At 48.5% G+C, this 13,773-nt stretch carries 12 protein-coding genes; 4 read left to right on the plus strand and 8 right to left on the minus strand.

Annotated elements, in window-relative coordinates; all coding sequences use genetic code 11:
* Positions 1–13 precede the first annotated feature (13 nt).
* From NC981_RS21275 to rtcA, 4 genes are read left to right on the plus strand one after another with little or no spacing between them, the layout of a single operon-like run.
* The gene (locus tag NC981_RS21275; protein WP_348244741.1) at positions 14–1,474 is read left to right on the plus strand and encodes an RtcB family protein; all 1,461 of its coding nucleotides are present in this window, start codon (positions 14–16) and stop codon (positions 1,472–1,474) included.
* A gap of 3 nt (positions 1,475–1,477) precedes the next feature.
* Positions 1,478–2,374: a GTP-binding protein gene (locus tag NC981_RS21280; protein ID WP_348244742.1), complete on the plus strand. Its 897-nt coding sequence runs from the start codon at positions 1,478–1,480 to the stop codon at positions 2,372–2,374.
* Positions 2,375–2,378: 4 nt separating this feature from the next.
* Positions 2,379–2,810 (plus strand): archease, encoded by a 432-nt coding sequence (locus NC981_RS21285; RefSeq protein WP_348244743.1) that lies wholly within the window; start codon positions 2,379–2,381, stop codon positions 2,808–2,810.
* Between the two features lies 1 nt (position 2,811).
* Entirely contained in the window at positions 2,812–3,903 is a 1,092-nt protein-coding gene (gene rtcA / locus NC981_RS21290) for an RNA 3'-terminal phosphate cyclase (RefSeq protein WP_348244744.1), read from the plus strand.
* A 49-nt stretch (positions 3,904–3,952) separates the two neighbouring features.
* Here the strand turns inward: rtcA and NC981_RS21295 are convergent, their stop codons facing one another.
* The 8 genes from NC981_RS21295 to thrC all read right to left on the minus strand — a co-directional run bounded on the left by NC981_RS21295 (position 3,953) and on the right by thrC (position 13,773).
* Positions 3,953–4,738 (minus strand): DUF928 domain-containing protein, encoded by a 786-nt coding sequence (locus NC981_RS21295; RefSeq protein ID WP_348244745.1) that lies wholly within the window; start codon positions 4,736–4,738, stop codon positions 3,953–3,955.
* A gap of 18 nt (positions 4,739–4,756) precedes the next feature.
* Positions 4,757–7,093, minus strand: a complete 2,337-nt coding sequence (locus NC981_RS21300) for a CHASE2 domain-containing protein (RefSeq protein ID WP_348244746.1) — start codon at positions 7,091–7,093, stop codon at positions 4,757–4,759.
* 51 nt (positions 7,094–7,144) lie between these two features.
* Complete coding sequence (locus NC981_RS21305; RefSeq protein ID WP_348244747.1) at positions 7,145–7,621, minus strand: DUF1822 family protein; 477 nt, start codon at positions 7,619–7,621, stop codon at positions 7,145–7,147.
* Positions 7,622–7,765: 144 nt separating this feature from the next.
* A complete protein-coding gene (locus tag NC981_RS21310) occupies positions 7,766–9,136 on the minus strand; it encodes a CHAT domain-containing protein (protein ID WP_348244748.1) in 1,371 nt (456 codons plus the stop codon).
* A gap of 271 nt (positions 9,137–9,407) precedes the next feature.
* Positions 9,408–10,541 carry a DUF1822 family protein gene (locus NC981_RS21315; RefSeq protein WP_348244749.1) on the minus strand — a complete coding sequence of 378 codons (1,134 nt, stop codon included), beginning with the start codon at positions 10,539–10,541 and terminating at the stop codon, positions 9,408–9,410.
* 37 nt (positions 10,542–10,578) lie between these two features.
* Entirely contained in the window at positions 10,579–11,760 is a 1,182-nt protein-coding gene (locus NC981_RS21320) for a sigma-70 family RNA polymerase sigma factor (RefSeq protein ID WP_348244750.1), read from the minus strand.
* A 403-nt stretch (positions 11,761–12,163) separates the two neighbouring features.
* Complete coding sequence (locus tag NC981_RS21325) at positions 12,164–12,439, minus strand: MoaD/ThiS family protein (RefSeq protein WP_190377435.1); 276 nt, start codon at positions 12,437–12,439, stop codon at positions 12,164–12,166.
* Between the two features lie 32 nt (positions 12,440–12,471).
* Positions 12,472–13,773 carry a threonine synthase gene (thrC, locus tag NC981_RS21330; RefSeq protein ID WP_190377434.1) on the minus strand — a complete coding sequence of 434 codons (1,302 nt, stop codon included), beginning with the start codon at positions 13,771–13,773 and terminating at the stop codon, positions 12,472–12,474.

Below are 13,773 nucleotides of genomic sequence, written 5' to 3' on the forward strand. Positions count from 1 at the left end.
GGAAGGTGATGCGATGGCTTCGATCGAGGTCTTAACTCAAATCTCTGATGTCATCTGGGAAATCCCCACATCCTACAAAGACGGGATGCGGGTTCCGGCTCGGATTTATGGGACAGAAAAGCTGATTCGGGAACTCGATGATGCCGTCTACGATCAGATTACGAATGTCGCAACGCTTCCGGGAATCACCAAATATGCACTCTGTATGCCTGATGGTCACTTTGGCTATGGCTTTCCGATCGGTGGCGTTGCCGCGATGGACATCGAGCAAGGGGGTGTCATTTCTCCGGGCGGTATCGGGTTTGACATCAATTGCGGAATGCGGTTGGTAACCACGAACTTAACGTATAAAGACGTGAAGCCGCATCTGAAGGAACTCGTTGATAAGCTGTACGATCGCGTTCCGGCTGGAGTCGGTAGCACTGGCTTTGTGAAACTCTCGCGCAATGACTTTCGCAAGGCGGTAGAGCAAGGAGCGCAATGGTGCATCAACAATGGGTATGGTTGGGAAGATGACCTGGAATTCATGGAAGAACAAGGGTGTATCAAGGGAGCCGATGCCAGCAAGATCAGTGAGAAAGCTATCGATCGGGGTTTCCATCAAATCGGGACATTAGGATCGGGAAATCACTATCTTGAAATTCAAGTTGCCAAGCGAGAAAACATTTTTGATAAAGCATTGGCAAAGCAGATGGGGATTACCAAACCGGATCAAGTGGTGATCATGTTTCACTGCGGTAGCCGAGGCTTTGGGCATCAGGTTGCAACCGATTACTTGCAGCGATTCCTTAAAGTGATGGATAGCAAGTATGGGATTAAGGTTCTCGATCGAGAGCTTGCCTGTGCGCCGTTTGATTCTCCCGAAGGACAAGCCTATTTCGCGGCGATGAAGTGCGGTATCAATATGTCCTTTGCCAATCGCCAAGTCATTCTGCACCGCATTCGAGAAGTGTTTTCGCAAGTGTTTGGACAATCAGCAGAAGATCTAGGAATGCACCTCGTTTATGATGTGTCGCACAACACTGCAAAGTTAGAAAAACATATTGTGGATGGCAAGGAGCGATCGCTGCTCGTTCACCGGAAAGGAGCCACTCGCGCGTTTGCTCCCGAAATGGCTGACCTGCCAGAACGCTACAAAGAAACCGGACAGCCTGTGATCATTGGGGGCAGCATGGAAACTGGCTCATACTTGCTTACCGGAGTTGCGACAGGCGATCAAACGTTTTACAGTACGGCTCATGGTAGCGGACGCACCATGAGTCGAACGAAAGCTCGGAAAACTTGGCGTGGAGATGTGCTACAGAAGCAAATGCAGCAACGGGGCATCTATGTTCGCAGCACATCTTCCTCAGGACTTGCAGAAGAAGCAGGTGGCGCTTACAAGGACGTGGATGAAGTGATCGAAGCGGCAGAACTCGCAGGCATTAGTCAACGAGTCGCGAAGTTAACGCCGATCGGCAATATCAAGGGGTGAACTATGACAGAACGTACACCCCTTACCGTTGTTACGGGGCCTTTGGGCAGCGGCAAAACCACACTGTTGCGACACATTCTGAATGTGATGCCGCGAAAGTTGGCAATTTTGATGAACGAGTTTGGAGAGATTGCGATCGACACCAAAATCCTTCAAGGTAAAAACGTTGAAATGGCAGATTTAGGTGGCGGTTGCGTTTGCTGTTCGCTCTTGGGTGAATTTGAAGCGGCGGTGGATGAAATAATTGCAACGGTCAATCCGGATCAGATCATTGTGGAAACAACGGGCGTAGCGGAACCCGATGCGTTAGTGTTTGATATTCAAGAAAGCTTGCCTCAAGTGCGGCTCGATGGAGTTGTCACTGTGATGGATGCTGATGGTCTAGTGGCATATCCTCAAATTGGCCATACCTCTCGGATTCAAATTGAATCGGCTGATCTCATTCTGTTGAACAAAGTTGATTTAGTGACTGAAACTGAGTTAGAAACAGTCATCCATAAACTTCAGTCATTCAATCAAGTAGCGTTCATTGTCCGTACCGTTCGATGCCAAGTTGATCTGGATCTATTGTTTGGCATTGCTCGAGAACGCTTACAACCTGCTCCGCACCATCAACATCAGCTAGAGGTTGAATCGTTTAGCTACACTGCTCAATCGGTTTACAATCGCGCCTGTTTTGAAACCTTTGCCGATTCTATGAACTCAACGATCTATCGAGCAAAAGGATTCATTCAATTTCCGGAGGGTACACATCTCTTCAATTTTGTGGCAGGGCGCTGGGATTTAGAATTGTTTGATGCTCCCGCGACAGAACTCGTGTTCATTGGTAAACAAGTGCGTCAGTTTCAATCTAACATTTGCGACCGCCTGCAAGCTTGTGAACGATCGTCAGGAGAATAGCCCCATGCCTTACGAATTTCTAGAGGAAGTTGCAACGGCGGATATTGCCTTCTATGCCTGGGGAGCCGATCTAGAGGAAGTGTTCAAAGCTGCAGGCGATGCGGTGATCAACACAATGATTGAAAATCTAGATGCGATCGTACTGACTGAAACGCGCCCGTTCAATCTAGAGGATGACGCGCTCGATTTATTGTTATTCAACTTTCTCCAGGAGTTTGTTTACTACAAGGATAGTGAACTACTTTTACTGAGGGCGCAACAAATTCAGATCAAAGAGCAAGCAGCAATCTATCATCTCACTGCAACAACGCAAGGCGAACGGTTAGATCGCGATCGCCATCACCAGCGAGTGGATGTCAAAGCTGTCACACTCCATCAATTTGAACTAAAAAAGACTGATACAGGTTGGTCAGCACAAGTCATTCTAGATATCTAACATGCTACAGATTGATGGTTCCTATGGAGAAGGCGGCGGACAAATCCTGCGAACAAGCCTCAGTTTAGCGGCGATTACGGGGCAACCAATTCGCATCGACCGCGTTCGGGCACGACGGGCAAAACCCGGACTCGCGATTCAACATCTCACCGCAGTCAGGGCAGCAGCAGCGCTCTGTCAGGCAGAAATTATCGGTGATAAGGTTGGCTCCACTCAACTAGAGTTTATTCCGACACAACCCGTCCAAGTCGGAGACTATACCTTTGATGTGGCTGAAACCCTTGGAACTGGATCTGCTGGAGCCGTAACGCTGATTCTGCAAACCGTTTTACTTCCCCTAGCACTCACAACAGGTACATCAACCGTGACCTTGAGAGGTGGAACGTTCATCCCCTTCAGCCCACCCGCTTCGTACATCGAGCAAGTGTATCTACCCACCTTGCAGCGCATGGGAGTTCAGGCAGAGATAGAAATCTTGGCTTGGGGCTGGTATCCACGCGGAGGGGGTGAAATTCAACTACGAGTGAGCGGCAAGGGTGGTAGTGTGGGTTCGCTCCACCCGATTCAATTACTAGAGCGTGGATCTCTACAACAGATTAAAGGATTAGCGATCGTGACCGAACTCCCATCTCACATTCCCCAGCGGATGGCGAGTCGTGCAGAAAACTTGTTAGCGGAAGCCCAGCTCAAAGCACAGGTGAAAGCACGACGATTCAAGGGCGTGGGTGCGGGTGCGGGTGTTTTTCTGACTGCCGAATATGAGCAAACAAGAGCAGGCTTTGGAGCCATTGGAAAACTTGGATTGCCTGCCGAAGAAGTGGCAGCGATCGCAGTTCAAGAATTTTTAGACTTTCACAAGACTGGAATGCCCGTTGATCTTCATCTAGCCGATCAATTGCTCTTACCTGCGGCGTTGGCATCAAGTTCTAGCCAGTACCGAGCCGCTCAAATCAGTCTGCATCTATCAACGAATGCTTGGGCGATCGAGCAATTTGGTCTAGCAAAAATCTCGATCGACCAAACAGAACACCAAATTACTGTCGTCCCTTTGATTCACAAACGAACTAGCAAAATTGCTGGGTCAACGCAATAACGATCGCAACGAGTTGTTCTGGATCAATTGGCTTCCTACTTTGCTTGAGCTATGGCTGACAGCACGGAGTTACAGTGGCAGAGGTTTTTCCCTCTAGCCTTTGTTGCCGCAGTAAATCTCTCCAGGCAGCAAGAACCACTTGATTGTTTTGAGATGCTTGAATCTGTACACCCAAAGCAGTAAGAGCGTCATACCAAATGCCATATTTTGCATAAAGCTTGGCTCGATCTAGGGGGGTTTTGGCTTGTTTAAGTTCCTGTTGTAACGCGGGAGGTGTTGCAACGCGCTGAATCCTACCTTTACGAACTAAAGGTCTATCAAAAGTATTACTGTTCGGATCACTAGCAGAATTGCCTACACTATCACAATAGAGGGCGAGATCCCATTGATAGGTGGCGATCGCAAGCGGCACACTTGCCGGAATGGAGAATCCAATGACACCGGGATTCGTTTTCGGCAAGCGGGAAGATGTTTTGTAGCGCGTCTTACCCGTTGCGTCGCGTAATCTCCACTCTGCAAGTGTTCCCGCAGTAATTCCGGTGGGAACATTGAACCAGACCGTTGGTCGATCGCTGACTGTTAAGCCCCAACGATCTGCAGGTACATTGGCATGAGGTGATGGAACTAATGCAGCTAGGCCTGTGTAGACATCATCACAGGGACCGCGAGAGCCTCCGGCCTGTCCTCGGTCAGAAGGAGTCCCTGGATCGGGAGGCGTGGGCGGAGAAAAGTTAATTCGCTGTTGAGCATTCGAGAATTGAGCGATCGTAACTGTACCGATCAAAACAACCCCTAATGCAGCCGAGGCAGTTTTCATAGAGGCTAGAAAGGTCATGGGAAGCGTCTCCTGTTGTTAGTTACGATGGGCTAAAAAATGATAGGCAACAATACTACTATTCAGAATGAGACCCAATAGTGCAGGGATCAATGGAATCCAGCCGCCTTGGGTGAGAATCAGCCAACAGCCGCTAATCAGTACCACAATACTGGCGACCATGGCGAATCCAATCCAGTTGACCTGCCGAAAACACCATAGAATCAGTCCTCCTAGAAGCGTCCATCCTCCGATCCATAAAATTTCAATTCCAGGCGACCAGACCCAGAGTAAGGAGCGCTTATCCAATACAGCACTGAGCATCTGGCTGATCATGTGTGCATGAATGAGTACACCGGGCAGTCTTTGCGAAAAACTCCTACCATAAGGGGTTGCAGCATAGTCTTTACTACTGGAAGCCGTGACCCCAATTAGCACAATGCGACCTTTGATTGCCGCTAAATTGATTTGTCCACCCAGGAGCTGACGCACAGTAACTTGTTGAGCCATGTCCTGGGGAAATTTTGTCGATCGATAGTTGAGCAAAATCTGACTTCCGCGTGCATCAAAGCGTTGATAGCCCCCGGTTGGATTAGTTAAGCTTGGAAACACCGTGGAACCAAGCTGTAAATGGTTGTTCGAGGTGAACGTGGGCGCAATCTGGGGTTGTCGTGCAAACAGATATCGAAAGACTAGCTGCACACTCAGACTATAGGGAGCAGAACAGGCTGCGATCGTATTAGGACTCGCGAATAACAACTGTCGCCGAATCACGCCGTCCCCATCTTCGAGAAAATCGCTGAAACCAACCTCTGATTGCCCAATTCCAGGGGGTGGTGCAATTCCTGTCGGATCATTCGATTCTGGATCAGGACGCTTACAGATCGCAATTAGCTGATCGTTCTGGGTCATTTGTTGAAGGCGTTTCTTTAAGCTAGAGCGGCGGGCTGGAAAGTCTCGATACAAATCAAGTCCAATTACTCGCGCTTGATGCTGCTCTAGCGTTTCGAGAACGCGCTCTAGCGTTTCATCAGATAGTGAGCCAGCATTCTCCGGTTGTTTCTGAATGTCTTCCTCTTCCACTCGAACAATCAATAAACGTGGATCAGGTGGCTCGATCGGGCGATGTTGCATCAGAATATCAAACGCCTGGAGTTCCAAAGGTTGCAACAATCCAAACCAGCGTGTCCCAACAATCAAGCTTGTAACCAGCAGCGTGCTCAGTGCGATCGTTTTAGCTTGCGATTGCGTCATCGGTGGTAGAAGCCTGCGTTTTTGGCCACACCAATCTTGCCAAGTTGGTGGTACTTCTGCGGGATTTTGACAAATCACGGGCAGCCAAGTTGCACACGGAAATTCAGATTCTAGAGTTTGCAGTTTTTCTCGTGCCTTCCGAACCGCAGCATACAGGGATTGCCCCCTGGAAAAAGCGCTGAGAAAAGATTTGAGGAATTCCTGGGCAACTAGATCCGGAACAGGTTCCCGCATGACAATGACTTGGGGAAGCTGAAGATCGGCAAGATCCTGAGCCAGCCCCAAGCCGTCACAGGAGTTGAAGATTGCCAGCTTTAGACCTTGTGCGATCGCATGGCGTAAGCCGTATTTGAGTTGTTCGATCGTGAGAGTTTCCGTTTGATTGATTTGAATGTATCCTTTTTCGCTGGTTGAACTATGTCCAGCAAAAAATAAAACATCCCAATTCGCTTGCCAAACTTTTTCCTGTAAATCTTGCGCGGTCGGTTCGACTAAACAATGAATTTCACTATGTGGCAAACTTTCTAAAAGTTTGCGATCGCGCTCAACATCAATGCCTTTCGCATTGCCAAGAATGCTCAAAATTCTCACTTTCTTGCGTCGAGGCGGAGCTGGGAGTTGCAGCGATCGAGCAAATTCCGGCAAACTTAGCGCAATTTCAGCATGGGGATAGTCGGTGAGAAAGTCCCACAAACACCACGGCAATTTTAAGATCTGATTGTCTTTCGCAACAATCATTAACCGAATGTGATCTTGGGGTGAAAGGCGAGTCCGTAACTGTCGATCGATAACGCGAAAAGAACTCGCACTCAGCCACGCATTCAATTGAAGTTGCAGATCGTGAGATAGCTGATGAAATTCTGAGGCGGAAATGTGAGTGACTTCTTCTTCATCAATTTCAAAGTCTGGATGGCGCGTTTGTCGCCATCCTAAATGAGCATAAAGCGCTGTGTAGAGCGATCGCCATCGTTGATAGCGATCGACGATTCCCGGAATCGCGGGTAAGCTTCCGGTAAACTGCATGGGAGTCGATCGCCCAGATTCCCAAAGTTGAGCGATCACGGTTGGAAATCCGTCTTGCCAATTGCCTTGCCCAAGATTGAGAACAATTAGATAATCCATAGTGAGCATCGCTATCTGTTACATAAAATAAGCAAGAACTCCGCCAACTTCCTAAACTATAAATCTCTCCGTTAAATCTGCCGAATCTAACGAAACTTGTAGCTTAAATCGTGTCCCGATCGAGCAACGAAATCGCTTCAGTTGAATGCCATTATCTTGATCACGAGCCGTCACCGATTGCACAACGTCTCCTGAGTTTGACAGTAATGACAAACGAACCCCTGTGGGCAGAATCGCCGTGGGTTCAGCAGAACCAAGTTGCACTCGAACCGAAACGCGATTAACACTCCGCACACTGCCCAAACAATCGCCCTTCTTTTCTGATTTAACTAAAAGCCACAGCGTTTGTTCTCCGAGTTCTAACACTTTGGTTTGCTGCATTGGCGCATCGGCTAGTTCAACTGTGTGCCGAAACTGATGCATGATAGACGGTTTGTTGCTCTGTTCTGAATCTGATGGTTGCCGATGAGCCGTAAAGGTATTCTGTAACCATTGCCGGAGTTGAAGCAGAGTGTTAGGAAAAGTCATGGCAAGCCTCACAAACAGAAGGTTAGGACAGCAAAATCCGATTGATAGCCTTAGCCACGTTTGCGTTTGGAGAAATATGCAGTCGATCGCTCTCAATGGACGAAATTTCTGCCCCTCAGATGTGCTTAATTGGATTTTTATCCTCTACCAAGGGTTGCCAATTAGCGTAAATGCTGCCCAGTGATGTGGGTGAGCGAAGTTTTCATCGATCGAAGGCACAATCCCTGAAAACGAGGGCTGATTGCGGAGGCGTTGCCGAATTTTAGCTGAGTTGCGAATCATTTCGATCTGAGCCTCTCGTAACGCATCCGCCTTTACTTCAGCCGTTTTGAGTTGCCGATAAAATTCCTGCATCAGGAGCAATGTACTCGCATCCCTCACCGACCAGAGCGACGCGATCGCCGCTTTACTTCCCGACTGCACGGCTAACCCCGCAAAGCCCATTTCTGCTTTACTATCCCCCAAAGCCGTCCGACAGGCACTCAACACCAACAACTGCACGGGCGGATTGCGTAACCCTAAGTCCTGAAGCTGACTGAGCCGCAACTGCTGATCCCAAAACTGGATGTATGACTGATTGACATCTCCGGGTGCAAATTCAGCATGGGTCGCCAAATGAACAATGCTGTAAGACTTTCTCTCCCGTACGGCTCTCAGGTTTTTGAGGGTGAAATTTTGATTGAGCAACGCCGTTCCTTCCCAAGGCGGTTGAGTAATTGCTGATAGCTCGATCGGTACACCAGGCAAAGGTGGCTTATTGTTGAAAGTCGATGCACCCATTGCCAAAATTCTGGTGTTCGTTGACGTTCGCGCTTGGCGATCGAGCAAATTAAATGCAGGAATAATTGCCAAGTTATACTTTTCGATCAAAAACTGTTTGCCATCATGCAGAGCCGCTAATGGCGTACTTCGTAATCCTGCTCCAAGACAAAATATGAGTTGATTAACGCCTTGCGATCGTAACTGCGGCTCCAAGGGGGCAACAATCCACTGATAAAGCTGTTGACCGGGTTGTAGATAATCCTCTGGGTCTGAGTCTTCCCGAACCACGCCCATGCGAAAGGCTTGAATCGTTTTAGTCAATGCCGCTCGATTAGCTGCGTTAATCCGGCGATGAATCAGTCTACCGTTTGCCGTTACTAACATTAAATCGAGATGATTTGCCCCCGGAATCGCGTACAGCAAAGCAGATTTGCGTCCGGTGCGACGGTTAATTTGTTCGAGAGACTCAACGATTTGAGGAGCAGACAGCACTTGAGTTGTGAACTTTCCTTGAAAGTACTCTTCGTATTGCTTTTTCCATCGCCGCTCAATTTGTAGAACCGCTTCCGCGACATCGCCCCGATCGAGCGCTTGACCCACGAGATCCGGCGGTGGACTGGGAGAGGGCGTGACCGAGGCGGTTTCTTGAGCAGGTAGCGGAGCGATCGAGGACATCACGACTGAAGACGTAAATTCGCACCCAACTAGAGCAACAGAGAGTGCAACCCCAACAAACGGTAGATGCTTGTTCATAAGTCCTCGACGAAATAGCAGGTAGATAGTAGACAGCTTCAGTGATGTCTCGGCTCGATCGTTGAACAATGGATAGGGAGAGCCGTTGACCTCTATTTGATAAATCTCGTGCTCATGGATTTGGTGCTTTGACGAATGAATAGCAGCCTCTGTTGCATTGATTCCTGAATTGGCTACAAAACTTTGGGTTTTTCCCCTAAGTTCATCGTCGCGGACTAAGTTTTTATAGCCCCGAATCTATTTACTAGGCTGTTTCCCAGATCGAGCCGTTTTAACATTGAAACGCTTCGGTTAGAACCGCATTGCCCAATGCAACCTGCAAACTAAATTCAGTTCCAGCAGGGCACTTGAATCGTTGTAGCTGAATTGAGTTATCTTGCTCCCGTGCTTGAACCGATTGCACAACATCGCCCGAAGCAGAAACCAGCGATAGCGACAAACCCATTGGCAAGCACTGAGAACGCTCTGCCGGACGAAGTTGCACTCGAATGCTGACTCGACCATCCGCTTCGGGAGCGAGGGCAAGCATCAACAGAACTGTTTGTTCTGCAAACTCTAACGGTTTCACTCGTCGAACCCCAGTCAGTTCCACGATCTCTGTTTGACGAAAACTGAATGCCAATTCTTCGGGATTCAGCCACGCCTCGATCGCGCTCCATCCCGCCGTAAACGAGTTCTCTAGCCATTGCCGCAAATTCGTTGCAACCGTTGTATTCGGATTGCGACCTTGACGCAGTTGATGTAATCTTTCTCGCCACGATCGCGTTTCCAGTAATGATCCCCACATCGTAAACGGAATTTCTAAGCGCGGTTGCTCCACAGTCGCCAGCCGTTGCAATAAATTTTCTGCTTGTGTTTCCGCAACCGATGGTAATTCTGTAACCTCAACTCGTGTGAGTTCCGTTGGATAGAGTTGACGCATCACCCACAACACTGCCATGTCCTGAACCAGAAACTGAGCATTGAGACTGTAAGCACGATCGCTGGAATCATACTGTCCGAGCGCCTTGATCTGTGCGTGGGTGGTATATCCCCAAATCCGCAGGGATGACTCATCGGGATTGATTTGAACCGCCAAATAATAGTCTCCAACCCAGCTAGGAACATCAATCCATTCTTGTGGAACTCTCAGTTCACTCGTGTCAAAACTTTTCTCTGGAATCAGCACCAAGCGTTTTTCATTCCACTCAATGGCGCAACCCTGAATCAAGTCCCACGCGGTCAAAGAAGCCGTCGATCGCGACGCGTATTCCGCCTGCAACCACGGTAAAACTGTCTCCAAACAAACCTGATTCAGATATGCTGTCCACTGTGCTTTCGGCATCGAGTAGCGTTGACTGTGTTGCCAAGCGCGGTGATCGATCGCTGCGGAAATTTGTAATTCTAGTTGCGTAATGCTGTCCATAACTGTTGTTTAAGTGTCTGTACGATTCAATCGATCCTCATCCCCTCTTTTCCATTAGCCATTCTTCCAATACCGCGCTGATTTGTTTTCCCACGTCTGAAGTTGGTGCAATATGCAAAGTGTCCTGACTCCAACGCAAAAGCGCTGATAGTAAAGCCTCGCGTGCCTTACTAAGCTTGCGAGATACAGCATATTGCTGGATTCCTAATTGTTTTGCAATCTCCTGCTGAGTTAAATTTTGTTGATAATAAAGCTGCAACAGCTCTTGGCTCGCAGGATCAAGTTTGGCGATCGCCGCTTCTAAAACTTGATTGAGTTGCGATCGCTGCGCCTGCCGTTCCTCAAGGTCTTCCTGAGAAATCAAGTCTGTCAACAATGACTCTTGAGCCGGATCAACTATGTCATCTTGAATTTCTTTGGTGTCTTCGCCCAACTTCGGCGCATTCAGCGAAGAGACAGCAGGATAGAGGTACGATCGCACACGGTTGACACAAGCCGTTAACCATTTCTGGATCACATCCGCACTTGCCTCATCGCCAGGAGATCGCAGTTGATGGCGTTGCTGATTGTAGCGACTGGCGATCGCGTCCCACGTTTCCCGATTAGGTGCAGGAAGTTGACGCAATTTGGGAGATTTTGTGGGCAAATAAACCGACTCAAAACACGACCACGCTAGAATCCAGCGATCGATGTCATCCGTATTCAAGCCCGCATTCTGTAAAGACTCTACCAATCGCTTACGACTGACTTTTAATAACAATCCCCAATCGCTACATAAATCAATTTCGCGACTCTGCCGCAAAAAATCTCGAATACTATTATTAAAGGCATGACTGGCATAAGTTTTCAGACTGCCGGGATAATCAGGATCTCGCGCCTTGAGAATTCTTGGCACCTCTGCGATCGCCACTTGAAAACAATCTGATAAGCGATACCGTGATTGTGACAAATACGGCATCGTTCTATATGCACTCCAGTAACAAGCCTCTTGCAGGTACGCAGATAGATGCCCCAACGCTGTCTTTTTATCTGAGTGCTGTTGCCAGACTTTTTGCCAATAAACGACCCAAAAAGTATCTGCGTGAGGCTCCGATCGCTCAGATAAATGTGTTTGAATGCTGCGCCGCAATCGTGCATCTGTTGCCCATCCCCCAAAGCTGTCAGCCTTAAACTGTACAAAGGTTGAAAATAAATCGATGATGCTTTGACGGGGTTGCATGAAACGCACTCCTGCTGTGCAAAGGACTCAACCCCCTCAAATTACTAGGTTTATGAATGGGTTTCAATATCCGATGCGGAAGTTGTGGCTGTGTCGCAAAAAAATTAAGGTACGCTAAATCTGTTGTGCAAGAACCGAGGTTTTAGCGTGTAACTGCTCTTTCTGTAGCGTAGTCAGAATTTTTTGCGACACAGCCGTGCCATTTCCCTCATCCAGCCTGCTTTGTAGCGGCGTTGTCACCCCCTGAAGAAAATCAATCTCTTCACTGCTTGGAAAACAAGCGGTTATGGCTATATAACCACTGCTATACCTGCTCTTACTGGCAGTTTCTTCGAGGAGTCTTACTAAAAATCTCCAGACGCTTGAAGCAGCCTGGAGATTGAAATCAATTTATCAACGTAAATTAGCCACCCGCGATCGCAGGAATAATGCTCACTTCGTCACCATCTTTAAGCGGCGTATTCACTCCATCAAGAAAGCGAATGTCTTCGCTGTTCACATAGAAGTTGACGAAGCGGCGCAATTGTCCTTGCTCATCACACAACCGCGCTTTAATACCTGGACAGTTAGATTCAAGCGACTCTAACAGCGTACCAATGGTATCGCCGCTACATTCAACGGTTGCCTGATCGTTGGTGAGCTTTTGCAGAGGAGTTGGAATTAAAACTTTAACAGCCATAACCTTAGAACAATGTGGAAAGAACTAAAACATTAAACCAAAACTTGTTGCCACTCTAGACGATCGAGCGTTCTGGATCTTTCTAATGCACGCTCGAAGCTATCGAGTTTCGGTTCGATCGTGAACGGTTCGCCGACGTAACCTTGTACTGCTTCTTGAGTCTTCAGACCGTTTCCGGTGATGTAGGCGACCGTCGTTTCATCGGGATTGATCTTGCCTGCTTCGACCAATTTCTTCAGCACTGCGATCGTCGTTCCACCTGCGGTTTCGGTGAAGATTCCTTCGGTTTCCGCCAGTAGCTTGATGCCTTCGATAATTTCAGCATCGGTGACCGATTCGATGTTGCCGTTGGTTTTCCGAGCGATATCGACCGCATAAACACCATCTGCGGGATTTCCGATTGCAATCGATTTGGCGATCGTGTTCGGCTTCACCGGGGAGATGAAGTCGCGTCCTTCTTGAAAGGCTTTGGCGATCGGAGAACATCCTTCCGCTTGTGCGCCACTGAATCGAACCGCTTTTTCATCAACCAAGCCCACTTCGACGAACTCTTGGAAGCCTTTGTAGATCTTGGTGAAGAGTGAACCCGATGCCAACGGAGCAACAATGTGATCTGGCAGTTGCCATCCAAGCTGTTCGATCACTTCGTAGCCCAGAGTTTTTGAACCCTCAGAATAGTAGGGGCGCAGGTTAATATTTACAAATCCCCAACCGTGGGTGTTTGCCACTTCAGAACAGAGGCGATTCACTTGGTCGTAGTTACCATGAACTGCCATCACAGTTGGGCTGTAGATCAGCGTTCCGAGGACTTTTCCGGCTTCAAGATCAGACGGAATGAACACACAGCAATCGAGACCTGCATGAGCAGCGATCGCCGCAGTCGAGTTGGCTAAGTTTCCGGTACTGGCACAAGAAACCGTGGTAAAGCCCAATTCACGGGCGCGGCTCAATGCTACCGAAACGACGCGATCCTTAAAGCTCAGGGTCGGCATGTTCACTGCATCATTCTTGATGTACAGCTTCTTCAGACCCAACCGACGCGCCAAACGATTTGCTTGCAGCAAGGGAGTCATCCCAGTTCCGACATCAATGACGTTATCGGTTTCAACGGGGAGAAACGGACGATAGCGCCAAATTGAGTTCGGGCCTGCTTGAATGGTTTCGCGAGTGACTGTTTTGCGGAGCCAATCGTAATCATATTTGACTTCTAACGGGCCAAAACACATCTCGCATACATGAGTTGCTTTTGGCTCGTATTCTGCGCCGCACTCTTTACACTTGAGCGCTTCAAAAGCAGATTGGCTAGAACGAATTTTGGAATGGGTAACGGTCAT

This window comes from Leptolyngbya sp. DQ-M1, from assembly GCF_039962505.1.
Classification (GTDB): Bacteria; Cyanobacteriota; Cyanobacteriia; order Leptolyngbyales; family Leptolyngbyaceae; genus Leptolyngbya.

What these genes read in the sequence shown, in the direction of transcription:
- NC981_RS21275 (WP_348244741.1), top strand. Translation starts at nt 14, where the DNA reads ATGGCTTCGATCGAGGTCTTAACTCAAATCTCTGATGTCATCTGGGAA.
- NC981_RS21280 (WP_348244742.1), top strand. Translation starts at nt 1,478, where the DNA reads ATGACAGAACGTACACCCCTTACCGTTGTTACGGGGCCTTTGGGCAGC.
- NC981_RS21285 (WP_348244743.1), top strand. Translation starts at nt 2,379, where the DNA reads ATGCCTTACGAATTTCTAGAGGAAGTTGCAACGGCGGATATTGCCTTC.
- rtcA (WP_348244744.1), top strand. Translation starts at nt 2,812, where the DNA reads ATGCTACAGATTGATGGTTCCTATGGAGAAGGCGGCGGACAAATCCTG.
- NC981_RS21295 (WP_348244745.1), bottom strand. Translation starts at nt 4,738, where the DNA reads ATGACCTTTCTAGCCTCTATGAAAACTGCCTCGGCTGCATTAGGGGTT.
- NC981_RS21300 (WP_348244746.1), bottom strand. Translation starts at nt 7,093, where the DNA reads ATGGATTATCTAATTGTTCTCAATCTTGGGCAAGGCAATTGGCAAGAC.
- NC981_RS21305 (WP_348244747.1), bottom strand. Translation starts at nt 7,621, where the DNA reads ATGACTTTTCCTAACACTCTGCTTCAACTCCGGCAATGGTTACAGAAT.
- NC981_RS21310 (WP_348244748.1), bottom strand. Translation starts at nt 9,136, where the DNA reads ATGAACAAGCATCTACCGTTTGTTGGGGTTGCACTCTCTGTTGCTCTA.
- NC981_RS21315 (WP_348244749.1), bottom strand. Translation starts at nt 10,541, where the DNA reads ATGGACAGCATTACGCAACTAGAATTACAAATTTCCGCAGCGATCGAT.
- NC981_RS21320 (WP_348244750.1), bottom strand. Translation starts at nt 11,760, where the DNA reads ATGCAACCCCGTCAAAGCATCATCGATTTATTTTCAACCTTTGTACAG.
- NC981_RS21325 (WP_190377435.1), bottom strand. Translation starts at nt 12,439, where the DNA reads ATGGCTGTTAAAGTTTTAATTCCAACTCCTCTGCAAAAGCTCACCAAC.
- thrC (WP_190377434.1), bottom strand. Translation starts at nt 13,773, where the DNA reads ATGACCGTTACCCATTCCAAAATTCGTTCTAGCCAATCTGCTTTTGAA.